The sequence below is a fragment of the Azospirillum sp. VT-I1 genome, from assembly GCF_055698305.1.
The window spans coordinates 2,516,928-2,539,978 of the sequence record NZ_CP168800.1 but is presented as its reverse complement, the minus strand read 5'-3'; the positions used below and the strand labels follow the sequence as shown (position 1 = coordinate 2,539,978).

The 23,051-nt window shown below is 68.4% G+C and carries 21 protein-coding genes and 2 pseudogenes; 7 read left to right on the top strand and 16 right to left on the bottom strand.

The features are described 5' to 3' along the window. Positions 1-179: 179 nt before the first annotated feature. The gene (locus AB8P05_RS12245; RefSeq protein ID WP_472758117.1) at positions 180-3,311 is read right to left on the bottom strand and encodes a hybrid sensor histidine kinase/response regulator; all 3,132 of its coding nucleotides are present in this window, start codon (positions 3,309-3,311) and stop codon (positions 180-182) included. 186 nt (positions 3,312-3,497) lie between these two features. Here AB8P05_RS12245 and AB8P05_RS12240 point away from each other — a divergent pair, with 186 nt between their 5' ends. Beyond that, positions 3,498-4,343 carry a BglII/BstYI family type II restriction endonuclease gene (locus AB8P05_RS12240; RefSeq protein ID WP_472758116.1) on the top strand — a complete coding sequence of 282 codons (846 nt, stop codon included), beginning with the start codon at positions 3,498-3,500 and terminating at the stop codon, positions 4,341-4,343. Positions 4,344-4,483: 140 nt separating this feature from the next. On the opposite strand, the gene AB8P05_RS12235 is transcribed toward AB8P05_RS12240, so the two are convergent. The 7 genes from AB8P05_RS12235 to AB8P05_RS12205 all read right to left on the bottom strand — a co-directional run bounded on the left by AB8P05_RS12235 (position 4,484) and on the right by AB8P05_RS12205 (position 10,507). After that, positions 4,484-5,056: a LysE family translocator gene (locus AB8P05_RS12235; RefSeq protein WP_472758115.1), complete on the bottom strand. Its 573-nt coding sequence runs from the start codon at positions 5,054-5,056 to the stop codon at positions 4,484-4,486. 120 nt (positions 5,057-5,176) lie between these two features. After that, positions 5,177-6,073, bottom strand: coding sequence for an LpxL/LpxP family acyltransferase (locus tag AB8P05_RS12230; RefSeq protein WP_472758114.1), 897 nt, complete (start codon positions 6,071-6,073; stop codon positions 5,177-5,179). Beyond that, on the bottom strand, positions 6,057-7,055 hold the full coding sequence (gene lpxK, locus AB8P05_RS12225; protein WP_472758113.1) for a tetraacyldisaccharide 4'-kinase: 999 nt from the start codon (positions 7,053-7,055) through the stop codon (positions 6,057-6,059). The genes AB8P05_RS12230 and lpxK overlap by 17 nt, the downstream gene beginning before the upstream one ends. Positions 7,056-7,075: 20 nt before the next feature. Next, positions 7,076-8,371 carry a 3-deoxy-D-manno-octulosonic acid transferase gene (locus AB8P05_RS12220; protein ID WP_472759342.1) on the bottom strand — a complete coding sequence of 432 codons (1,296 nt, stop codon included), beginning with the start codon at positions 8,369-8,371 and terminating at the stop codon, positions 7,076-7,078. A gap of 165 nt (positions 8,372-8,536) precedes the next feature. After that, positions 8,537-8,716, bottom strand: a complete 180-nt coding sequence (locus tag AB8P05_RS12215; protein ID WP_472758112.1) for a hypothetical protein — start codon at positions 8,714-8,716, stop codon at positions 8,537-8,539. A gap of 49 nt (positions 8,717-8,765) precedes the next feature. Next, positions 8,766-9,656, bottom strand: coding sequence for a hypothetical protein (locus AB8P05_RS12210; RefSeq protein WP_472758111.1), 891 nt, complete (start codon positions 9,654-9,656; stop codon positions 8,766-8,768). Between the two features lie 239 nt (positions 9,657-9,895). Continuing rightward, positions 9,896-10,507: a LysE family translocator gene (locus tag AB8P05_RS12205; RefSeq protein WP_455171037.1), complete on the bottom strand. Its 612-nt coding sequence runs from the start codon at positions 10,505-10,507 to the stop codon at positions 9,896-9,898. A gap of 232 nt (positions 10,508-10,739) precedes the next feature. On the opposite strand from AB8P05_RS12205, the gene AB8P05_RS12200 reads away from it, so the two are divergent. Next, positions 10,740-11,489, top strand: coding sequence for a YoaK family protein (locus AB8P05_RS12200; RefSeq protein ID WP_472758110.1), 750 nt, complete (start codon positions 10,740-10,742; stop codon positions 11,487-11,489). A 5-nt stretch (positions 11,490-11,494) separates the two neighbouring features. On the opposite strand, the gene AB8P05_RS12195 is transcribed toward AB8P05_RS12200, so the two are convergent. Both AB8P05_RS12195 and AB8P05_RS12190 read right to left on the bottom strand, forming a co-directional pair. After that, on the bottom strand, positions 11,495-12,493 hold the full coding sequence (locus tag AB8P05_RS12195; RefSeq protein ID WP_472758109.1) for a glycosyltransferase family 4 protein: 999 nt from the start codon (positions 12,491-12,493) through the stop codon (positions 11,495-11,497). Further along, entirely contained in the window at positions 12,490-13,332 is an 843-nt protein-coding gene (locus AB8P05_RS12190; RefSeq protein ID WP_455171034.1) for a UDP-2,3-diacylglucosamine diphosphatase, read from the bottom strand. Before AB8P05_RS12190 ends, AB8P05_RS12195 begins: the two co-directional genes overlap by 4 nt. A 148-nt stretch (positions 13,333-13,480) precedes the next feature. Between AB8P05_RS12190 and AB8P05_RS12185 the strand changes: the two genes are divergently transcribed. Continuing rightward, positions 13,481-14,515, top strand: coding sequence for a diacylglycerol/lipid kinase family protein (locus tag AB8P05_RS12185; protein WP_472758108.1), 1,035 nt, complete (start codon positions 13,481-13,483; stop codon positions 14,513-14,515). 218 nt (positions 14,516-14,733) lie between these two features. Here AB8P05_RS12185 and AB8P05_RS12180 read toward each other — a convergent pair. The 3 genes and pseudogenes from AB8P05_RS12180 to purC all read right to left on the bottom strand — a co-directional run. Further along, a pseudogene (locus tag AB8P05_RS12180) lies at positions 14,734-15,141 on the bottom strand (DNA-3-methyladenine glycosylase family protein); the annotation flags it as partial. A 164-nt stretch (positions 15,142-15,305) separates the two neighbouring features. Then, positions 15,306-15,548 carry a phosphoribosylformylglycinamidine synthase subunit PurS gene (purS, locus tag AB8P05_RS12175; RefSeq protein ID WP_014246942.1) on the bottom strand — a complete coding sequence of 81 codons (243 nt, stop codon included), beginning with the start codon at positions 15,546-15,548 and terminating at the stop codon, positions 15,306-15,308. A gap of 54 nt (positions 15,549-15,602) precedes the next feature. After that, positions 15,603-16,367 carry a phosphoribosylaminoimidazolesuccinocarboxamide synthase gene (purC, locus tag AB8P05_RS12170; RefSeq protein WP_472758107.1) on the bottom strand — a complete coding sequence of 255 codons (765 nt, stop codon included), beginning with the start codon at positions 16,365-16,367 and terminating at the stop codon, positions 15,603-15,605. A gap of 295 nt (positions 16,368-16,662) precedes the next feature. Between purC and AB8P05_RS12165 the strand changes: the two genes are divergently transcribed. Beyond that, on the top strand, positions 16,663-17,439 hold the full coding sequence (locus AB8P05_RS12165) for a peptidoglycan-binding protein (protein ID WP_472758106.1): 777 nt from the start codon (positions 16,663-16,665) through the stop codon (positions 17,437-17,439). A gap of 45 nt (positions 17,440-17,484) precedes the next feature. Here AB8P05_RS12165 and AB8P05_RS12160 read toward each other — a convergent pair whose 3' ends face one another. Continuing rightward, positions 17,485-18,261, bottom strand: a complete 777-nt coding sequence (locus AB8P05_RS12160; protein ID WP_472758105.1) for an NRDE family protein — start codon at positions 18,259-18,261, stop codon at positions 17,485-17,487. Positions 18,262-18,440: 179 nt separating this feature from the next. On the opposite strand from AB8P05_RS12160, the gene AB8P05_RS12155 reads away from it, so the two are divergent. Then, on the top strand, positions 18,441-18,761 hold the full coding sequence (locus AB8P05_RS12155; protein ID WP_472758104.1) for a DUF1476 domain-containing protein: 321 nt from the start codon (positions 18,441-18,443) through the stop codon (positions 18,759-18,761). A 60-nt stretch (positions 18,762-18,821) separates the two neighbouring features. Here the strand turns inward: AB8P05_RS12155 and AB8P05_RS12150 are convergent, their stop codons facing one another. Next, positions 18,822-19,688 (bottom strand): N-formylglutamate amidohydrolase, encoded by an 867-nt coding sequence (locus AB8P05_RS12150; RefSeq protein ID WP_472758103.1) that lies wholly within the window; start codon positions 19,686-19,688, stop codon positions 18,822-18,824. A gap of 278 nt (positions 19,689-19,966) precedes the next feature. On the opposite strand from AB8P05_RS12150, the gene AB8P05_RS12145 reads away from it, so the two are divergent. Further along, a complete protein-coding gene (locus AB8P05_RS12145; RefSeq protein WP_472758102.1) occupies positions 19,967-20,920 on the top strand; it encodes a M14 family metallopeptidase in 954 nt (317 codons plus the stop codon). A gap of 224 nt (positions 20,921-21,144) precedes the next feature. On the opposite strand, the gene AB8P05_RS12140 is transcribed toward AB8P05_RS12145, so the two are convergent. Then, complete coding sequence (locus AB8P05_RS12140) at positions 21,145-21,669, bottom strand: CreA family protein (protein WP_472758101.1); 525 nt, start codon at positions 21,667-21,669, stop codon at positions 21,145-21,147. A gap of 123 nt (positions 21,670-21,792) precedes the next feature. Here AB8P05_RS12140 and AB8P05_RS12135 point away from each other — a divergent pair. Beyond that, a pseudogene (locus tag AB8P05_RS12135) lies at positions 21,793-22,899 on the top strand (AI-2E family transporter); the annotation flags it as partial. Positions 22,900-23,051 lie beyond the last annotated feature (152 nt).

The following is a 23,051-nucleotide window of genomic DNA, read 5'->3' as shown; positions in this document are numbered from 1 at the left end:
GGGCCGGCACCGGGCCGGGATACACCCAGAACAGCAAGCGGCGTGCCAGCCGGCGGAATGCCGGCCAAGCCACGGGAAACATTCGGGATTTCGGGGAGATGCGATGCGCCGCAACCTTGTCGCAAAGGCGACAAGCGGGCTGCCATGTCGGGTTCGTTACAGCCCGCGGGGGTGCGGGATCAGACCGCCTCGATATGGCCGACGACGCGGTCCAGCTCGACGCCGACGCGGGCGACCATGGCGGCGATGCCGTCCAGCCGGCGGTCGATCACCGCCATCTCCACCGCATCGGCGGCGGCGGCGAGGTCGCGGGCGCCGACGGTGCGGGAGGAGCCCGCCAGCTTGTGCGCGGCCTGCCGCACCTCGTCCCAGATCTCGCCGGCCAGCGCATCGGTCAGCCAACGGTGGGAGGCGCTGTTGGAGAGCACGAACTCGCCCAGCAGATGCCGGACGAAGTCGGCGTCGCCGTCAAACAGCGCGGTCAGCGCCCCGATGTCGATCGGCGGCAGGTCGGCAACGGCGGGGGCGGGGGCGGGGGCGGGCTGCGATGCCGGCTCAGGGGCTGGTTGCAGCAACTTTGCGTTCACCGGCGGCCGATCCTGCGGCGGATCGCACGGCTCCTCCCCCTCCCGGGCCTCACCGTCCGGCGCAGGCAGGAAACGGTCGAGCACCCGGCGCAGGTCGGCGAGGCTGACCGGCTTGGCCAGCGTGTCGTCCATGCCGGCAAGCAGGCAGAGCTGGGCCTCGTTCTCCGTCGCGTTGGCGGTGATGGCGACGATGGGCAAACGGGGACCTCCCCCGGCCGCCTCCGCCGCGCGGATGCTGCGGGCCAGTTCCATCCCGTCCATCTCAGGCATCTGGCAGTCGGTCAGCAGCAGCCCATGGCCGCCGGCCCGCCACAGGTCGAGCGCCTGGGCGCCGTCCTCCGCGGTCTCCATGACATGGCCCAGCAGGGTCAACTGGCGCTGGATGACCTGCCGGTTGGTCGGATGATCCTCCGCCACCAGGATCAGGCGTCCCTGCGCCCGCGCCTCCTCCACGGTGGGCAGCCGGCGCCGGCCGGCGGCGGGAGCGGCGGGCTCCGGTTCGGGCTGCAGGTCGGCCCGGCCGCCCTCCCCTGCCGGCATGCGTCCGGCGGCGGCGAGAACGGCACGGACCAGAGCGGCGCGCCGCACCGGCCGGCCGAGGACGACGGTCCCGGCTCCCGCCCCAACCCCCGAGGAGCCCAGTGCGGCCGTATCGCCGGCGGTCAGCGCATCGCCGCCGATCAGCACCCGGCCGCGCACCCGGCCACGTGGGTCGCTGTCCAGTGCCGCGCTGTCGGTGCCCAAGGTGGAGACCAACACGTCGCAGACGGCGGTGGGCAGCAGCGTGCGCAACGCCGCGTCGGCGTCGGCCGCCTCCACCAACTGGGCGCCGTCGGCATTCAGGTAGCGGGCGAGGAATCCGCGTTCCTCCGCGTCGGCGGCCAGCAGCAGCACGGTCACCCCCTGCAGCGGCGCCCGCTGGAGGCCGGCGGCATCGTCCCCTGCCGGGACCAGATCGGCGGCGAAGGTGAACCAGAAGGTGGAGCCGGCATTCAGCTCGCTGGTGACGCCGATGTCGCCGCCCATCAGCTCGGCCAGACGCCGGCAGATCGACAGGCCGAGCCCGGTGCCGCCGAACCGGCGGGTGGTGGATACCTCCGCCTGGGTGAAGGGGCGGAACAGGCGGATCTGGTTCTCCGCCGAGATGCCGATGCCGGTATCGGTCACCGCGACCCGGATGATGACGCGGTCGCCGTCGAAATGCGCCAGTTCAACCCGCACCGTCACCGAACCGGACTGGGTGAACTTCACCGCGTTGCCGGCGATGTTGAACAGCACCTGCCGGATGCGGACCGGGTCGCCCAAGACCTCCGCCGGCAGGTCGGGATCGATGTAGGTGACCAGGGACAGGCCCTTGGCCCGCGCACCGGGGGCCAGCGTGTCGGCCACCCCCTCCACCACCCCGGCCAGCGCGACCGGCACCCGTTCCAGGTCCAGCCGTCCGGCCTCGATCTTCGAGAAGTCCAGGATGTCGTTGATGATGGTCAGCAGCGCGCCGGCCGATTCCCGCACCACTGTGACCAGTTCGCGCTGGTCGCCGGTCAGGCTGGTGTGCTCCAGCAGTTCCAGCATGCCCTGGATGCCGTTCATCGGCGTGCGGATCTCGTGGCTCATGGTCGCCAGGAACAGCGACTTCGCCTGGTTGGCCGCCTCCGCCTCCGACCGCGCCGCCTCCGCCGCCTCGCGCGCCGCCACGAGGTCGCGCGTGCGTTCCGCCACCTGGGCTTCCAGGCTGCGGTTCAGCTCGGTCAGCTCCTCGTACAGGTGGACGTTGTCGAAGCCGATGGCGACCTTGGCGCAGAACACCTCCAGCAGGCGCCGCTCGTCCGCCGTCAGGGCCCGGCAATGGCCGAGATAGACCGCCGTGTCGTGCCGCCGGGTGGCGGAGCGGAAGACCAGCACGCTGTGCCCGCGCTCGAACCGGTTGCGGCCGTCAGCCAGCGCCGCCGTCACCGCCTGCACCGCGTCGTTCGGCAGGGCCAGGAACAGCGGCGTCCCCTCCATCCCGGCATGGCGGCCGGCGCCGCCCAGCACCAGCGGTTCCGTCGGTCGGAACCCATCGGACTGGCCATCGGACAGCCCATCGGACAGGCGGCTGACCAGCGCCACCCCGTCCCCCGGCGGGCAGACGCCGACGATCTGCGCCACGGCATGGCGCACGAACTCCGCCATCGTCCGCTGGCCCAGCAGGGTGGAGGAGGCGTCGAGGATGCGCTCCAGACCTTCGCGGTGGTCCTCAATCGCGGTGATGTCCTGATAGCCGCGGAGCGCCGCGACGACGGAGGTGAACAGCTTCTGCGCCGTCAGCTCCGTCTTCGATTTGTAGTCGTTGATGTCGTAGCTGAGGATGACGTCGCGTTCCGGCGCCTGCCCCGGCTGGCCGGTGCGCAGGATGATGCGGACGCGGCGGTTGCTCAGCTCGCTGCGGATGTAGCGGACCAGCCGCAGGCCGGCGTCGTCCGACTCCATCACGACGTCGAGCAGGATCACCGCGATGGCCGGGTTGTCGCGCAGCACCCCGCGCGCCTCCGCCGCGGTGGCCGCCGACAGGAACTGCGCCGGGCGCCCTTCGAAGGTGAAGCCGCGCAGCACCATCTTGGTGGTGGCGTGGATGGCGGGGTCGTCGTCGACGATCAGGATCAGCCAGGGTTCGACCGGTTCGGCAGCCTCGGCCGCCACCTCGACGGCAGGTTCCTCCTCCGCGAACAGGAATTCGTCGCTCATCACGGTCCCCCGGCGAACTTGCCGCGCATTTTCCACCCCGGCGCGCGGGCGACCTTAGCATAGGTGCGGGAACGGCTGCCAGTTCGGCCCCGGCCGCCGATGAGGCGGTGCAGCCCGGCGGAAAGGGTGGATTTGCCGGGCGGCAGCCGCCATGGTGGCGCCGTTTTCCATCGCGCATGTGCCGTCATGAACCTGCTTGCCTGCATCCACGACAAGGCCCCGCTGATCGAGGCGCGGGATCCCGACCTGGGCGACCTGTTCCCGCCGGGATTCCTCGATTTGTACGAGGTGCACAGCTACCGCAATGCCGCCCGCATCCTGGCCCATGCCTGCACGGCCGAGTTCCGCGAGATCACCGAGCGGCTGATGGAGTTCCGCATCCGCACCGAGGACATCGTGGCGTCCGGCGGCAACAAGTCGCAGATCGCCAAGACGATGGAGCGGATGCTGAACCCGCTGGGCTGGAACGAGACGCGCATCCGCGGCGACCTGTTCATCACCAAGATGATCGTGACGCACGAGGAGAAGCGCCGCGTCGCCGGCAAGAACCGCGGCCAGACCGTCACCGAACAGCGCCAGCGCGAGGAGCTGTACAAGGTCAACGGCTTCATCGACGGGCACAAGATCGACTTCGTGAAAGGGCGCGTGTCCTTCGACCTGGAATGGAACAGCAAGGACCAGACCTTCGACCGCGACCTCTACGCCGCCCGCACCTTCTACGAATGCGGCATCATCAACGCCGGCGTCCTGCTGACCCGCAGCGCCGAGCTGATCCCGCTGTTCACCGAGGTGGCGCGGCGGGTGGAGATGAAGAACTTCCAGAACAAGTACGGCGCCAGCACCACCTGGATGAAGAAACTGCTCTACCGGCTGGACGCCGGCCGCGGCGGCGGCTGTCCGGTGCTGGCGCTGGGCCTCCGGCCGGCGGTGGTGTCGGACTTCGAGGAATGGAAGGACAGCCACCCGGTCGTCCGGCAGACGGCGACCTTCGACGTCGACACCGGGGCGGAGGACGAGGACGATCTTTGGTGAGGGGGTGGCTCCGGTGCGAAGCTAGACCCCCACCTATCCTCCCCGCTGGGCGGGGAGGGACTGCCGCCACTCTCCCGCCTAAGCACTTAGTCCCCTCCCCGCCCAGCGGGGAGGGTTAGGGTGGGGGTCCAACCCGCCCCTCACGCGAACTTCCGATCCGTCAGCAGCAGCCGCACCGCAAAGCCCAGGAACAGAACCCCGGCGATGCCATCCAGCGCCGTGCGCACCCGCGGGCTGGACAGCACGCGGCGGGCGGCGCCGGCGCTCAGCGCGGCGACGCCGGCCAGATAGAGGCCGCCCAGCACCGAAATGATGCTGCCCAGGATGAAGGTCTGCAGCGCCACATGGCCCAGGGCGGGGGCGATGAACTGCGGCACGAAGGCCAGCTGGAACAGGATGATCTTCGGGTTCAGAAGGTTGGTCAGCAGTGCCTGGACGAACACCCGGCCGGAGCGGGCGGAGGGCGGCGCCTCCATGGCCGGAACGGGTTCGGCGCCCCGGTTCGCCCAGACGCTCCACAGCGACCGCAGGCCGATCCAGGCCAGATAGGCGCCGCCGGCATAGCGCAGCAGGTCGAACAGCGTCGTCGATGCCGCGATCAGGGCGGAGATGCCGGCGGCGGCCAGCAGCGCATGCACCATGTTGCCGACACAGATGCCCAGCGTCGCCACCACCCCGGCCTGACGGCCGTCGGCGATGCTGCGGGTCAGCACCAGCAGCGATCCGGCCCCGGCGCCAGCACCAGGACACAGACGGCGATCATGTAGAGTTGCAGCAGATGCGGGTCGAGCGGCAGGGTCATGGCGGCGGGCCTTCGGGCGGTGGGGGTGCGGTCAATCCGGCCAGCGGCGGTGGATCCACAGCCATTGCGCCGGCTTGTCGCGGATCCAATCCTCCAACAGACGGTTCAGCCGTTCCATCAGAATTCGCGCATCCGCATTGCGGTCGCCGCTGGTCGGGTATTCCTCCGGCGGCAGGACGGTGACGCGGAAGCGTGCGCCCTCCAGCCTTTCCGTCCGCGCGGGGCACAGCGGCAGCTGCATCTTCATGCCGAGGACGGCGGCGGCCGGCGCGGTCATGGCGTCACGGCCGAAGAAGGGGATCGGAATGCCGTCATTCATCTTCTGGTCGATCAGCATGCCGACATGGCCGCCCTTGGTCAGGTGACGCAGCAGAATGCGCGCACCATCCGGCCCCTTGGGAATGTGGGTGCCGGTCGCCGCCCCGCGCAGCTTCACCAGCAGTTCGCCGACGATCGGGTTGTTCGGCGCGCGGTAGACCAGTCCCAGCTCCAGCCCGCGCAGGCGAGCGGCGACCGACTGCACCTCCCAGTTCGCCAAGTGGCCGGAGACCATGATGCCGGCCTTGCCGTCCTCGCGCAGGGCGTCGACATGCTCGATGCCGACCACCTCCACCCGCTCGCGGCCGATCTGCTCCAGATGCGGGTATTCGGCGATGGTGCGGCCGAGATTGTCCCACATCCCGCGCAGGATCGCGTCGATCTCCGCCCTGCCCTTCTCCGGGAAGGCGCGGGTCAGGTTGCGGCGGGCACGGGCGTTGTTGGGCAGCCACGGCCCCACCGTCCGCCCGATCCAGCCGCCGAGCGCCGACGCGCGGTCGAGCGGCAGCGCCCGGAACAGGGCGCAGACAGCATGGACGAGCACCGCCTCCAGCTTGTAGCCGACATGACGCGTCAGCCATTGCTGCAGCGGGCTACGCGGCTTGGCCATCGGGGCTTCCTTTCAGCAACACAGGGGTCAGCAGCGCGGCGAGCGCCCCCTCATCCTCCCAGCGGACGGAGACCGGCAGCACCTCCACCCTGCCCCGCAGGTCCGGCGGAAGGCGCACGGCGTCCTTGGCGGTGGTGACGGGCACGGCGCCCGCTGCCGCGGCGCGGTCGATCAGGGCCGCCACCTCGGCCGGGCGGTAGGGGTGGTGGTCGGCGAAGGGCGCACGCTCCACCACGCGGGCGCCGAGCGTCTCCAGCGTGGCGAAGAACTTCTCCGGCCGGCCGATGCCGGCGAAGGCCAGGACGGCGCGGCCGGCGAGCCGGGCGGCGGCCTCCGGATCGGGCTCCAGCCATGCCTTCAGCACCGGACGCCCGCCGGCCAGCGCCGCGACGCCATGACGGTCCTCCCCCAGGATCACCAGCGCGTCGGCACGGGCGAGGCCGTCGGCCACCCGTTCGCGCAGCGGTCCCGCCGGCACCAGCCGCCCGTTGCCGAAGCCGACCGCGCCGTCGGCGACGATCAGCGCCAGATCCTTGTGCAGGGCGGGGTTCTGGAACCCGTCATCCATAACGATGGCCCCCGCGCCGGCGGCCACCGCGCACCGCGCACCCGCCACCCGGTCGCGCGCCACCCAGCAGGGTGCGGCACCGGCCAGCAGCAGAGCCTCGTCGCCGACATCGGCCGCGGTGTGGCGGGCGGGATCGACCTGCAGAGGCCCGGCCTCCCGTCCGCCATGGCCACGGGTCAACGCATGGACGGGGACGCCGCGGGCACGCAGGGCGGCGATCAGCGCCAGCCCGACCGGCGTCTTTCCCGCACCGCCCGCCACCAGATTGCCGACGCAGACTACCGGCGCCGCGACCCGCCGCGGAACGGTTCCGGCGATGCGCCGCCGCCCGGCCAGCCCATAGAGCGCGCCCAGCGGCGCCAGCAGGGAGGATGCCAGACCGGGCGGCCTGTACCAGAAGGCGGGGGTCTTCACGGGCCGGTCATCCGCTCAGCTCATCCCCTGGAGGCGGCGGTCCGGATGCCGGCGGCATCCAGCACCGGGGACAGCGCCGCCAGCGCCCGGTCGATGATCCGCCGGTTGTCCGCCGTCACCCGCGCGGCACCCGCGACGATGCGGTCGCGCGCGCGCCCGTCGGTCAACAGCCGCCGGATCTCGCGGGCCAGCGCATCGCCGTCCGCGACCGGCAGGGCGCCGCCGGCGGCCTCCAGCATGTGGGTGATCTCGCCGAAATTGAACATGTGCGGACCATAGAGGACCGCGCAGCCCAGCTGCGCCGGCTCCACCGGGTTCTGGCCGCCATGGGGAATGAAGGAGCCGCCCATGCACACCACCGGCGCCGCGCGGTAGAACAGCCCCAGCTCGCCCATCGTGTCGGCGACATAGACCGCATGCTCCGGCCCCGGCAGCAGGTGACGGCCCGTCCGCCGCAGCGCCGGCAGCCCCCGCTCCTGCATCAGCCCGGCGACCGCCTCGCCGCGATGGGCATGGCGGGGCACGATGACGGTCAGCAGGCCGGGCAGAGCCGGGGCCATCGACGCATGGACCGCCGCCGCGATCTCCTCCTCGCCGGGATGAGAACTTGCGAGCAGCCAGACCGGCCGGCCCTCCAGCGCGGCGCGCAGCGGCTCCATGGCGTCGTCGTCGGCGGGCGGCGGCTCGGCGGAGAATTTCAGGTTGCCGACACTGGCGACGCCTGCGGCCCCCAGCCGGCGCAGCCGCTCCGCATCGCCTTCGGTCTGGGCCAGCGTGATCCGGAAGGTGGACAGCAGGCCGCCGACGAAGCCCGGCGCGTTGCGCCAGCGGGCGAAGCTGCGCTCCGACATGCGGGCGTTCACCAGGGCGGCGGGGATGGACCGGGCGCGGATGCCGGCCAGCAGGTTCGGCCAGATCTCCGATTCCGTCCACAGCACCGCATCGGGGCGCCAATGGTCGAGGAAGCGGTCGACGGCATCCGGCAGATCGACCGGCACATATTGATGGATCGCCCGCTCCGGCAGCCGCTTTTCCATCAGCGCCGCCGAGGTGACGGTGCCGGTGGTCATCAGCACCGTCAGGCCGGGCGCGTCGTCCAGAAGCCGGCCGACCAGGACCAGGACCGAATTCGCCTCGCCCACGCTGGCCGCATGGATCCACACCAGCGGGCCGGCCGGCCGCGGGCGCGAAGGCGTGCCGAAGCGCTCCGCCTGACGCACGGGGTCTTCCTTGCCCGCGGCGCGGCGGCGGTCGAGATAGAGGCGCACCGCCGGCCCGGCGACGGTCGTCAGGCCACGGTAGAGGGATTGCAGCATCAAGGCCCGGAACAGGAGACGGACGACAACGGGCGCGTTGCCGGTCCCCCTGATACGGAACACCGGCAGCGCGCCCGGCGGCACCTTAGCACGCGGCACGCATTCCGTAACAGGGGCCGGTGCGATGGGGGTGCGTGGCCTGCAGATCCAATCGTTGCTGGACAATCACCCTTTGGTGTCGTCGGGGATCTGATAGGTGACGGTCCAAAATTCTCCGTCTTGCGTTTTTTGAATATTCAGATTGGGATACTCGTCTTTTGGATACTCGAGCAGCACCCCACTGATGATTTGGTCCGCCTGATCCTCAGTCAAATCTCTCGTTACGACCGTCCGATAAGCCGCCATGTGCGTCACTCCATCCCGAGTTCTTTGAATGGGGGGCAGGTTTGGTGCTTCAGCCCTTCCAGCCGAAGCCGCGAGCCACCGCCGCGGTCTGGCTGGCGAGCGCCGGATTGCGGATCAGGCTGATGGCGGCGATGCCGCGGGTGTCGACGCCCTGGGCCTTGTATTGGGCGGCGATGCGGCTCAGCCGGTCGCGCTTCTCCGCGTCCGTCAGCCCGTCGGCGACGGCATAGCCGTAGAGGAAATTGGCGGCATCGGTGGAGGCGAAACCGGTAATATTGACCAGTTGCTGTTCGGCCTCATGCGCGGCGGTGGCTGCGCGTTCGGTGATGCCGATCAGGGCGCTCAATACCGTTCCGCTTGCGTAATAATCCTCGAGGTCGGTTAGAGCGACCCCTGGCGGATAGTCCTTCAGCGGCTTTGAAAGGCCGGTTAGGATGCGGGCGCGCACATGGGCGCGGTTGGCGCGCATCGAAGAGTGGATGGCCGGCAGCGTCTTGTCGCCAAGAACCTCCCTCTCGAAGGCAGCGCGGCTGCCGGTAATGCCGGCGCCGATAGCCGACAGCACGCTCGCCGCCGCCCCACCGCTTGCCGCGCCAGCCGAGGTGACCCCGAGTGTCAGCACGTCGGTGGAGAAGCCCGCCTCGCGCATCTGCTGGAACAGCTTCTCCTCGAACTGCGAGAAGTTGACGTCGATGCCATACATCCGTGCCGCTACCTTCGTATTGCGGCAGGTCTCGTCGACACAATTGAGGATCGCGACTGCGCTCCCCTGCTCCATCAAGGCCGGCTCGGGCGGCAAGCGCTCAGGGTAGCCTTTGAAAGAGGCGCAGCCGGCGACTGCGACGACCAACGGCAGCGAGGCAAGAAGACCGCGCCAAGCAAAGAACCGCGGCGGAGTGCAATCCATAAGGGCGGGAACATCGAACGGACGACGGCGCACGGCATATCCTCCCGGCTGCAATAGAGGACGCTGTTTCTCGCATCCATCTTTAGCATGGCCGGTTGAGGATCACAACGTCATATCAACTATATGTGCAATTCCCGGAAACAATCACACCATTGAAGGGAATTTCGGTAAGCACCGCCGCCACACCGGAGCAATCCCCACTATAGGACAGCCCAATGGCTGCCTTTCGCAGGCTCGCTATGCAGGCACTTGATTGGACAGCCAAGCTCTCCTCACCGCTCCGCCAGCGCCAGCTTGGCGCCCAGCGCGGCGAAGGCGGCGGCGAAGCTGCGGCGCATCCAGGCCATCACCCGCGGGCGGGAGACCACCTGGTCGCGCACCGCGGCGGCGAACAGGCCGTAGACGACGAAAACCGCGAAGGTCAGCGCCATGAAGACGCCGCTGAGTTCCAGCATGCGGGCGAGCGGCTGCGGATCGGCGTCGCTGACGAACTGCGGCAGGAAGGCCAGGAAGAAGATCGACAGCTTCGGGTTCAGCACATTGACCAGAACCGCCCGCAGGATCATCCGCCCGGCGGGAAGTCGCGCCGTCTCCGTCCGGACGCTGAGCGCCCCCTGCTCCTTCAGCGTCGCCCAGGCCATGTAGAGCAGATAAAGCACGCCCAGGATCTTCAGCCCCTGGAACGCCACGGCACTGGTGTGCAGCAGCGCCGCCAGCCCCAGCACGGCCGCCGCCATGTGCGGCACGATCCCCAGCGTACAGCCGAACGCCGTGACGGCACTGGCACGCGCGCCCTGCGACAAGCCCGCCGCCAGGGTGAGCAGCACGCCGGTGCCGGGCGAGGCGACGACGATCAGGGAGGTGATGAGGAATTCGGGGCTCATGGGCGGAGACCTCGCAGGGATGTCGGGGAGCCGGAATGGAACCATGGCACGCGACCGTCGCCAAGGGGATGGTTCCGAGAGGCGGGAAGGCCCAACCCGTCGCATTGTCCCCTGCCCCATCCGTCCGCTATCCTGATCGAAATCCCCCGCCTCGCGGTGCCGCATGCCGGTCTCATATCTGCGCACGCTTTCTGAGAGCAAGCGAACCAGACGGGCGAATGTCCATCTCGGCGTGTCGCTCGCCTTTGTCGCCGGGGCGATCAACGCGGGCGGGCTGCTGGCGGTGCTGCAATACACCTCGCACATGACCGGCATCGTCTCGTCCATCGCCGACAATCTGGTGCTGGGCAACCTCGTGGCGGTGGCGGCGGGCATGGCGTCGGTGGCGGCCTTCGTGTCGGGAGCGGCCTATTCGACGATCCTGATCAATTGGGGGCGGCACAACCGGATGCACAGCGCCTATGCCTACCCGCTGTTCTGGGAGGCGCTGCTGCTGCTTGGCTTCGGGCTGCTGGGCAACAGCCTGGACGATCATCGGGCGCTGTTCGTGCCGGTGACGGTTCTGCTGCTGTGCTTCATCATGGGGCTGCAGAACGCCATCGTGACCAAGATCTCCAATGCGGAGATCCGCACCACCCACATGACCGGCATCGTCACCGACATCGGGATCGAGCTGGGCAAGCTGGTCTACATCAATCTCGGCACCGAATCGGCGCGCTACCAGCCGGTGCGCACCAACTGGCCGCGGCTGGGTCTGCTGCTGGCCCTGCTCGGCGCCTTCTGCCTGGGCGGGGTGATCGGGGCCGCCGGGTTCAAATATGTGGGCTATGTCACGACGGTACCGCTGGCCGGGTTCCTGGTGCTGCTGGCGATCGTGCCGATGGTGGACGACGCGCGGACGCGGACGCGCCTGCTGCTGCGCCAGCGGATCAAGGCGAATGGCGGGGGGCGGCACCGGGAAGCGCCGCCCCCGCTGACCTGAGGCCGTTACGTGAAGGGCCGCAGGTTGGACAGGAACTGTTCGGCCGAGCGGCGCCAGGAATAGCCCAGCGCATAGTCACGGCACCGCTCGCCGGGGATCGCCAGCGCCCCTTCGACCGCCCGCTTCAGATCCTCGTCCAGGCAGCCGGCGCCGGAGCCGTCGACCACGTCCAGCGGTCCCGGCACCGGGTAGGCCGCCACCGGCACGCCCGACGCCAGCGCCTCCAGCAGGACCAGCCCAAAGGTGTCGGTGCGCGACGGGAAGACGAAGACGTCGGCGGCGGCGTAATGCTTCGCCAGCTCCTCGCCATGCTTGGCGCCGACCCAGTGTACGCCGGGATACTTGCGCTGCAGCTCTTCCCGCGCCGGGCCGTCGCCGACCACCACCTTGGTGCCGGGCAGGTCGAGGCGCAGGAAATCCTCCAGGTTCTTTTCCACCGCGACGCGGCCGACATACATCGACACCGGCCGCGGCAGATCGAGGAAATCCTTGCCGCGGGGCCGGAACAGCTCGGTATCGACCCCGCGGGTCCAACGGCGGATGTTGGTGAAGCCGCGGCCCTTCAGCGCGTCCTCGATGGTCTGGGTCGCCACCATCACCGCCGAGGACGGCTTGTGGAAGCGGCGCACCACCGCATAGGACAGCGCCAGCGGGATCGGCGCGCGGTCGCGGACATATTCGGGGAAGCGCGTGTGGTAGGCGGTGGTGAAGGGCTTGCCATTCTTCAGGCAATAGGCCCGCGCGGCGAAGCCCAGCGGCCCTTCGGTGGCGATGTGGATGCAGTCGGGCCGCATGCCGTCGATCATCGCCCACAGCCGGCGCTTCGCCCCCACCGCCAAGCGGATCTCCGGATATGTCGGCATCGGCAGGGTGCGGAAGCGGTCGGGGCCGATCACCTCGACGCTGTGGCCCATCGCCTCCAACTCGGCCCGCACGGTGCCGATGGTGCGCACGACGCCGTTCACCTGCGGGTGCCAGGCGTCGCTGACGATCAGGATGTTCACGCCGCTTCCCGTTCCTTCGCCGGAATCTTGCCCGCACTGGGACCGGGGGCGGGAAGCCGCCGCGCCATGACCTCCGCCCAATGGATGATCTCCAGCACGCCGCTGTCGTGCTCCACCAAGGCGGTGCAGGACTCGACCCAATCGCCGTCGTTGCAATAGAGGATTCCTTCGATATCGCGCATCTCGGCGGTGTGGATGTGGCCGCAGACGACGCCGTCGACATTGCGGCGGCGGGCCTCGTCGCCCAGCGCCTCTTCGTACTTGCCGATGAACTCGACCGCGGTCTTGGCCTTGTGCTTCAGGTAGGCCGACAGCGACCAATAATTGAAGCCCAGCCTGCGGCGCACCCAGTTGAACAGGGTGTTGACGTGCAGCAGCGTGACGTAGGCGTGGTCGCCCAGCAGGGCCAGCCACTTGGCATAGCGCACCACGGCGTCGAACTTGTCTCCGTGGGTGATCAGCAGGCGCCGGCCGTCGGCGGTGGTGTGGACCCATTCGTCGACCACATGCACGCCGCCGAATTGCAGGCCGACATAGTCGCGCGCCGCCTCGTCGTGGTTGCCGGGAATGTAATAGACCTGCACCCCCTTGCGGGCGCGGCGCATGATCTTCTGCACCACGTCGTTGTGCGCCTGTGGCCAGTACCAGCTCTTCTTCAGCCGCCAGCCGTCGACGATGTCGCCGACCAGGAACAGGTGATCCGATTCGGTGTGCTTCAGGAAATCGAGAAGCAGCTCCGCCTGACAGCCGCGCGTTCCCAGATGAACGTCGGATATCCAAATGCTGCGGTAGCGCTTGACCGCTGGGACGGCGTCCATCATCCGCTCCGTCGTCGCCATGGCCGGTGGCCATCAAGACAACTGCCGTATAAAGGAAAGCAGCACACCTTGACAATGATTTGGAACGCCCGCACCTATTCGCCACAGTGATTTGGGCAATCGTCATGACGCTGCAGTTTTACTGCAACGGAACCGCCGCCTGCCCTTCATGGTTCTGCAACAGAAGGCGCCCCGTGCGCCGGTCAGGGAGAGCGAATCGGTGCGCGACACGGTGCTGATGGACGAGAGCCCGGCGGTTGCTGCGGGCGGCGGAGACGATGCGGCGATCAAGGTCCGGCGGCTGCTGGTGATCCACAACCCGACGGCGGGCGGGCGGCGGGCGCGGCGGCTGCGCGCCGTGGTCTCGCGGCTGGAGGCGCGCGGGCTGAGCGTCGCCGTCAGGCCGACGAGCAAGCGCGGCGACGCGGAGGACTTCGCCCGCAGGGCCGATCCCGCCGAGGTCGACGCGGTGGTGGCGGCCGGCGGCGACGGCACCATCAACGAGGTCATCAACGGGCTGGCGGTCCACGCCGCGGCGGGCCGGCCGCTGCCGCTCGGCATCGTGCCGATGGGCACCGCCAATGTGCTGGCCGCCGAGCTGGGGCTGTCCATGGATGCGGAACGCATCGCCGCGGCGATTGCCGGCGGGCGGCGGACGATGATCTGGCCGGCACTGGCGAACGGGCGGGTGTTCTCGCTGATGGCCGGGGTCGGGCTGGACGCGCGGGTGGTGGAGGGGGTCGACCCGCGGGTGAAGCGGCTGATCGGCAAGGGCGCCTATGTGGCGGAAACGCTGGTGCAGCTGGCGACCCGGCCGGACCACCGCTATCGGGTGACGCTGGACGACGGCGAGAACTGGGGGGAGCCGCAGGACGTGGCGTCGGTCATCGTCGCCAAGGGGCATTTCTACGGCGGCCGCTTCATCTGCGCGCCCGACGCACGGCTGACGGAGCCGGAGCTTCATGTCTGCCTGTTCCCGCGGGGCGGGCGGCTGAACGCGCTGCGCTATGTCTGGGGCGTCACCGCGGGACGGCTGACGCGGTTCCCGGAGTATCGCGTGGTAACGGCGAAGCGCGTGCGGATCGAAGGGCCTGCGGGCGACGGGCTGTTCGCCGACGCGGTGCAGGGCGACGGCGACGTGCTGGCGCGGCTGCCGGTGGAGATCACGCTTGCGGGGTGGCGGTTGCCGGTGCTGGTGGGGTGACTGGTTGCTCGGAGGCCCCCTCCCCATCCCTCCCCGCTAGCGCGGTGGAGGGGGCAGGAGCTTTGCGGGAGTGCAGCGGCAGTTCCCTCTCCCGCGTCAGCGGGGAGGGTTAGGGAGGGGGCATTCTTCGACAGCTTCGCCGCCCTCGCCTGCTCCTGCAATGCCACGTAATGGTGCCAGACCAGCCGCGCCGCCAGCGAGCGGTAGGGCCGCCAGGGCTCGGCCACCTCGATCAGCTGTTTCGCCGTCGGCTTGTCGGCCCAGCCCTTCAGCCGCTGGACGCCCAGTTGGATCGCCAGATCGCCGATGGGCCAGATGTCCGGCCGGTCGAGCGTGGTCATCAGATAGACCTCGGCACTCCAGCGGCCGATGCCCTTCAGCGCGACGAGCTGGGCGATCGCCTCCTCGTCGGGCAAATCTTGGATGATGTCGAAATCGAGCCGGCCGCTCGCCACCGCCTCGGCGAGGCCGCGGGCGTAGCCGATCTTCTGGCGGGAGAAGCCGCAGGCGCGCAGGGTGTCGTCGTCCAGCGCCAAAATGGCGTCGGGAGTGACCTCGCCGCCCATTCGGTCCTGCAGCTTGGCCCACAGCGCCAGCGCGACCTTGGTGGAGAGCTGCTGCTCCATCACCATGCGCAGCAGGCCGACGAAGCCGGTCGGCCGGCTGAAGTCGCGGATCACCGGACCGCCGACGCGCAGGCATTCGGCGAAAATGGGGTCGAGCGCGGCCAGATGCTCAGCGTTCATGCTCGACGCTCATCGGCCGCGCTCCACGTCCCGGAACCGGTGGCTCAGGCCACCAGCTCGATGGCGTAGTCCTCGATCACGGTGTTGGCGAGCAGCTTGCTGCACATCGCCTCGACCTCTTTGCGGGCGGTCGCCTCGTCGGTGCTCTTGAGCTGCAGCTCGATCACCTTGCCGGCGCGGACGTCCTCGACGCCGTCGAAGCCCAGCGTGTGCAGCGCGTGCGCAATGGCCTTGCCCTGGGGGTCGAGAACGCCGCGCTTGAGGGTGACGTGAACCTTGGCCTTCATCGGATGTCCGCTCGCTTTACGGTGTTGGGTGGAGGGGTGGGTGTTGGATGGCGGTCACTGGATCGTCTTGGGGCCCTTGACGTCGCTCGGCCCGCCTTCCGGCAGGATGCCAAGGCGCCGCGCGACCTCCTGATAGGCTTCCTCGACACGGCCCAGATCCTGGCGGAACCGGTCCTTGTCCAGCTTCTCGTTGGTCTTGACGTCCCACAGCCGGCAGTTGTCGGGGCTGATCTCGTCCGCCAGAACGATCCGCATCTCCTCGTTCTCCCACAGCCGGCCGAACTCCAGCTTGAAGTCCACCAGCTTGAGCCCGATGCCGAGGAAGAGGCCGGACAGATAGTCGTTCACACGCAAGGACAGCGCGACCATGTCGTCGAGATCCTGGGGAGCCGCCCAGCCGAAGGCGGTGATGTGCTCTTCCGAGACCATCGGGTCGCCCAGCTCGTCCGACTTGTAATAGTACTCGATGATGGAACGCGGCAGCGGCGTGCCTTCGGGAATACCGAAACGGCGCGACAGGCTGCCGGCGGCGACGTTGCGCACCACGACCTCGATCGGGATGATCTCCACCTCGCGCACCAGCTGCTCGCGCATGTTCAGGCGGCGCATGAAGTGCGTGGGCACGCCGATCTCGGACAGACGGCTCATCAGATACTCGGAGATGCGGTTGTTCAGCACCCCCTTGCCGGTGATGACGCCCTTCTTCTGGTTGTTGAAGGCAGTGGCGTCGTCCTTGAAGTACTGCACCAGGGTGCCCGGCTCCGGCCCTTCGAAGAGAACCTTGGCCTTGCCTTCGTAGATGCGCCGGCGTCGTGTCATCGCGTCTTCGTCCAAATACGTAAGGACCGGTCAAGCGAGCTTGCCGGCCCAGGAATGTGCCTGAGTGATATAGCAAGCCGGGTGCACGAACACAACGACGGGGGTTGGCACGGGAGGAGCGGCGAGAGGACATGGCGGGCAAAGAGTACAGCCTCCCCCACCGGGAGATCTCGGGGGCGAGAAGATGCACGCTTCGGGGTTACGATCTCTCGCTTACACCCTTTATGGTCAAGCCGCACATTGACACACCCGAATTACAAGCAGAGCGTGGTCGCGTAACAATCTGGAGGGTGCCATGAGCTCGCTTGCAGATGAATTCCCACTGAACTCCATAAAGAACTTTAACCATGGCGTCTCGCCCGCCCGGCAGTCGACAATGCTTAAAGTGTTTGGTGAGCCGCGCCAGACATTCAATCAAGACTGCCAGCCGGTTACAAATCCAACACTGAAACAGCTGATCATAAGTTCTATCGATGTCGGCCCCTTTAGCGTCACCGGCCTGCGTCCCGCAGTGGAATCACTTCAGAGAATAATGCAGGACGTCAAATCGGACAATGTTTTGCTTTACAATGCCCTGGGCACCGCGGGCATGCTGTGTTGCCGCTATGTCCGCGGATCGACCTCCTCGATTTCCAACCACTCCTGGGGCACGGCGATCGACATAAAGATCAACGGCAAGCTGGACCCGCGCGGAGACAACGAGGTTCAGTACGGACTTACCTTGCTCGCCACATATTTCAACCGGCATGGCTGGTTCTGGGGCGCCGGGTTCCGCACCGAAGACGGCATGCATTTCGAAGTGTCGGATGAACTGATCCGCTCCTGGGTCGCGGATGGGACCCTGTCGGGCAACTCGCATGCCGGTGCATTGACACTGTCGTCGGGCGACCGAGGCCCCGATGTCAGAGACCTTCAACGCAAGTTGAAGGCCGCCGGATTCGATCCGGGTGTGATCGACGGTGATTTCGGACCGAATACCAAGCTGGCTTTGACCAACTTTCAACAGCAGAAGGGCCTGGATCCGAGCGGTGCCGCCGACCACGAAACACTGCAGGCACTGGGACTCGCGTAAGCTTCTTCCGGCGAAGCCCAGAGGGTGCAGCGAAAGCGCCTGGTTTTACCCGAACTCCACTGGCACATAGCCCACCGCGTGCGGGCGGCCGGGGGCGAAGTGCCAGATGGGGTTCAGGTCCGGCCGCTCCACCCGCGGCACAGCGAGCAGCGAACTGGACGAGGTGCCGAAGCCGCTGGGAAGCAGGAAGTCCATGGCGCCGCGCTCGTCCGGCGTGCCCTCCCAGATGCGGCTGCCCATCAGCTCCGGCCACCCGCCCCAGGCGAAGGACTCCGCGTCGGGCGCATCCACGGCCGGCGGCGCGGCATGTTCGAACAGCGGGCGGTAGAAGGCGGTGCGCGGGTCCTGCGGGTCGTCCAGTTCGAAAGCGGTCAGCATGTGGACGCCGGCGGGGATCGACGACACCTCCGGCCGGTGGCGCGGGTTGGCGCCGCGGTGGACGACCAGAAAGGCGTCGCGGTTGTCGGCGATCACCAGATTGAAAGGGCGGTAGGCGCGGATGTCGAGATGGGCGAAGCTGCGCGCCGCATCGGCGGCGTCGGCATGGTCGAGCGCGTCCAGCACCAGCTCCCCGCGCGACCGCTTGCCGGCCTCCGGCCCCAGCGTGCCGAAGCGGTTGAGGATCACCGCCACCACCCCCTCATCGTTCAGCCCCATCCAGGAGCCGCCGGCCAGCTCGTCCAGCCCGGCGACCACGTTGGGCCGGTCGGGCCAATGGCGGGCCGGCGGCAGCCAGGGGCGCCCTGCCATCTCGTCACGGTTCCCGGCGACGACCAGCGGCCAGATTGCGTCGGGTCGCCGCAGGAGAATCACGCTGCACATGCCTTGCCCTGTCTGCTGTTGCGTCTGGTCGTGGGAGAGGAACGGGAAGCGCTGTCAATCCGTATGAAACGCCGCGGAATATCCGTGGCTGCGACGCGGCGGAACGGTGACGGCGACCGTCTCCCGGCTATATAATCTTAGGCAATGGGAGTGAAACCAATAAAGGAGCGCAGGTCATCATGACGACCTTCGACGACCGCGAAAAGGCCTTCGAGTCCAAGTTCCAACACGACGAGGACCTGCTCTTCCGCATCCGCGCGCGGCGCGACCGGCTGGCCGGCGAATGGGCCGCCGACCTGATGGGGCTGACAGGGGCGGAGGCGGAAGCCTACGCCCGCGAGATCGTGGACACCGACATCGCCACCCTCGGCCCGCACGACATCCGGGACAAGCTGTGCGCCGACCTGCACGCCCGCGGGGTCGATATCTCCGACCATCGGGTGGAAAAGCAGATGGCCCATTTCCTGGACCTCGCGCGCAAACAGGTGACGCAGGCCTGATCGGGAAACAGCCTAGCGCCCCGCGGACCCGCCGCCCGAACGGTACCGGCGGCGGGCCGCCTATTCCGCTGCGCGGCGCAGGATGCGCTGGCCGGCATAATCGGCGATTCGGCCGATCAGCAGGTCTATGTCGCCCTTCAGCCGGGTGAAGCCGTCGTGGCGTTCCAGCGTCTCCTCGTTCATGTAGAGGCGCCGGTTGATCTCCAGCTGGATCGAATGGCGACCGCGCGCCGGATCGCCGTAGCGCGCCAGCAGTTCCACCCCCTTGTACGGATCGTTGATCGCCACGCGGTAACCGAAGCCGCGCAGGGTCTGCGCCACCAGATGGACGAAGCCCGGCTCGCTGGTGGAGCCGTCGCGGTCGCCGATCACGAAGTCCGCCGCCAGCGGATCGCGCCCGTCCGGACGCAGCGACGATGGCATGGAGTGGCAGTTGACGTGCCAGACCGCGCCGAACCGCTCCGCCAACCCGTCCAGCGCCATCCGCATCTGTGCATGGTAGGGACGGTAGTAGCGGTCGATGCGCTCGGCCACCACCGAGGCCGGCAGCTTCCCGTCATAGAGCGGCACGCCCGGCCGCAGCATGCTGCGGATCAGCCCCATACCCAGGGTGCTGCGCGGGGTCGGGCGCAGCGGCACCGGCCAGTCGCCGTCGATCAGCGCCGGGTCGATATCGTCCACCGCGCGGTTCACGTCGATGCAGGTGCGGGGGAACAGCGCGCACAACAGGGTGGCACCATGGTCGGGGGCCGTCGCGAACAGCTCCTCCACATGGGTGTCCTCGCCCTGGCGCAGCAGGGGATGCGGGCAGACCACGCGGAAATCGGCGGGATAGACGCTGCCGCTGTGCGGCGAATCGAACAGAACCGGGAGGCGGTGGCCGACCGGGTCGTTGCGGACCAGAACGTCATCGATCACGAAGCTCATCGACCGGCCCCGCCCAGACGCCAAGACAGTGTTAACCGCAAGCTCGACCGCCGCCCTTATGGATCCTGCGGATCCCATCAGCATGGATCCGGCAGATCCTATAACCCAAGCGTCAACCCACAGTCGACGGCAATTCGTCATGATGCTGCCATGCCGCCGCAACAATGCCTGCATGACATCAGCCGAAAAAACCACGGCGCCCGACCGGGCCGGACTGGCGCGGGGTCACATGCTTCGCCATACTGAGCGGAGCGCCCCACCGCTGGCGAGCCTGCCGCTTGACCGACCCCCTCTTCGCTCCCGTCGAACTCACGCCGCCGGACATCGCGCCCTACCGGCGCGGCAACACCGGCATCGACCATGTCACCAGCCTGTCGGCGGAAGAGCCGGGGCCGCATGTGGTGCTGAACGCGCTCGTCCACGGCAACGAGCTCTGCGGCGCCATCGCCCTGGACGCGCTGCTGCGGATGGGCCTGCGGCCGGCGCGCGGGCGGCTGACCTTCGTCTTCGCCAACACCGCCGCCTACGCCACCTTCGACCGCCAGAACCCCTACGCCTCGCGCTATCTGGACGAGGATTTCAACCGGCTGTGGTCGCCCGACCATCTCGACGGCAGGCGCGACAGCCTGGAGCTGCGCCGCGCCCGCGCCCTGCGTCCGGTCTACGAGTCGGCGGACCTGCTGCTCGACCTTCATTCGATGACCGCGGACACCGCGCCGCTGACCCTGTGCGGCCGGACAAGCCGCGGGCGCGATCTGGCGCTCGGGCTCGGCTATCCGGCCTGGGTGGTGGCGGATGGTGGGCATGCCGGTGGAAAGCGGCTGATCGACTACGGCGGCTTCGCCGAGCCGGAGGGGTCGCGCACCGCGATTCTGGTCGAATGCGGCCAGCATTGGCGGACCGAGACCGCGACGGTCGCGCTGGAAAGCTGCCTGCGCCTGCTGCTCGGCCTTGAGATGATCGAACTGCCGGCCAACGGTCCCCGCCTGCGCCCGCGCACCGATCCGCAGCGGGTGGTCGAGGTCACCGAGGCGGTCACCGCGTCGAGCGAGCGCTTCCGCTTCACCGCCCCCTTCGTCGGGATGGAGGTGATCGGCCGCGCCGGCACCGTCATCGGCTGGGACGACGGCCGCGCCATCCTGACCCCCTACGACGACTGCGTCCTCATCATGCCCGCCCGCCGGGTGAAGGCCGGCCAGACGGCGGTGCGGCTGGGGCGGATCGTCGGGTGAGGTGATGCGATCCTTGCTGCGTCCGTGAGTATGAGGACGAATTTGACACGGATTTCGCGGATTTAGGCACGGATTACACGGATTTCTTCTGATCTTGGCAAAGCTCGGGCTTCCCTGGAAAGCGAGCGCACTGGCAACTCCACATCCGTGTAATCCGTGCCTAAATCCGTGACATCCGTGTAAATCCTGCCCCTGGATCAGCACCCCGCAGGCAGCCCGCACCCTCACTTCGCCGCCGGCTTGCCCTTCGTCCAGGTCGCGTTGGCGCTGAACAGGGGCACGGTCGATATCGACATCTTGGCGGATGCGTCCTTCACCTGCCGGCTGTACACCACATAAACCAGCGTGTCGTTCGGCCGGTCGTAGATGCGGCGGATGGCGATCGACTTGAAGATCAGGCTTTTCCGTTCGGAGAAAACCTCCTCCCCCTTCTGCGACAGCTCGATGTCGTCGACGGTGACCGGCCCGGTCTGGCGGCAGGCGATGGAGGCATTGGACGGGTCCTCGAACCAGTTGCCCTTGCTCAGCCGGTCGATCAGGCTGCGGTCGAAATCGACCAGATGGCAGGTGACGCCCTTCACCTTGGGATCCTCGATCGCCTGCACCTGCAGCCCGTTGCCGGTCCAGTCGTTGGAAAAGCGGCCGACCACCTCGTCCGCCGCCGCGGAACGGAGCGTGAGCCCGGCGGTCAGCAGGCCCAGAACCAAAAGGCCGGCGGAAACGTTCATCAGGGGAAACGGGCTGCGCATCGCGACTGGGTCTCCGGCAAGGACGGGGGGACCGCAGGAGGCGCGGCCCGGCAAAACACTCCCCTAGATCGGAGGAGCCGGCGCCACCGTCAAGCGCCGTCCTCCGGAGGTCCGGCAACCGCGATGACAGACCGCAGCCCGCTCGCCTCGACTTCCCCTGCGCTTCCACCCGCGCCCGAGGCCCCGCTTCCCGGAACGCCGGAGCCGGTGACCGAGCCCCTGCCCCCGCCCGGCAACCGCCGCGACCCGTTGGCCATCGCCGCCGTCGGCCTGTTCGTGATCGCCGTGCTGTTCGCGCTGTATTTCGGACGCGAAGTCCTGCTGCCGATCATGCTGGCGCTGATCCTCAGCTTCCTGCTGCGGCCGCTGGTGCGCGCGCTCTACCGGCTCGGCATTCCGGAGGGGATCGGCGCCGCCATCATGGTCATCACCCTGTTCGGCAGCGTGCTGCTGGCGGTCTACACCCTGTCGGCCCCGGCGGCGGAATGGGTCAACCGCATGCCGCGCGTCCTGCACGAGCTGGAATTCAAGCTGGGCGACATCCGCGCCGGCATCGAACGCGCCCGCGAAGCCTCGCGCCAGATCGAGCAGATCGCCAAGGAGACCGGCAACGAGGCCGGGCCGGTGCGCGAGGTGGTGCTGCGCGGTCCGTCGCTGATGGAACAGGCGATCAGTCAGGTCGAAGCGGTGATCGTCAATGTCGTGATCCTGCAGGTCCTGCTGTATTTCTTCCTGGCGAGAGGCCGCCATTCGCTGGAGGCGCTGATCGGCACCATGCGCAACGTCGACGACCGCGTGCATTACGCCATGGTTGCGGCGACGCTGCAGCAGAACATCGCCGCCTATCTGCTGACCATCACCGTCATCAACGTGGTGCTGGGGATCGCCACCGGTCTGGTCATGTGGCTTTGGGGGCTGCCCAACCCAGCCCTGTGGGGGGTTCTGGTGGCGGTGGCCAACTACATTCCCTTCATCGGACCGGCGGTGATGACCGGCGTCCTGTTCCTGGTGTCGGTCCTGACCTTCGACGGTCTCGGCACCATCCTGCTGCCGCCCCTGTCCTTCGTGGCGCTGACCACGATCGAGGGCAACTTCCTGACGCCGATGATCGTCGGCCGGCGGCTGTCGCTGAACCCCATCGCGGTGTTCGTGTCGATCCTGTTCTGGGGTTGGCTGTGGGGCATCCCCGGCGCCCTGCTTGCCGTGCCGATCCTGGCGATCCTGAAGATCCTGTTCGACGCGCACGAGCCGCTGAAGCCGGTGGGGGCGGTGTTGGGGGGTGAGGTGTCGGCTTCGATTGCCCCCACCCTGACCCTCCCCCGCTGGGCGGGGAGGGAACTCCGCTGCACTCCCGCAAAGGTCCTGTCCCCCTCCCCGCTCAG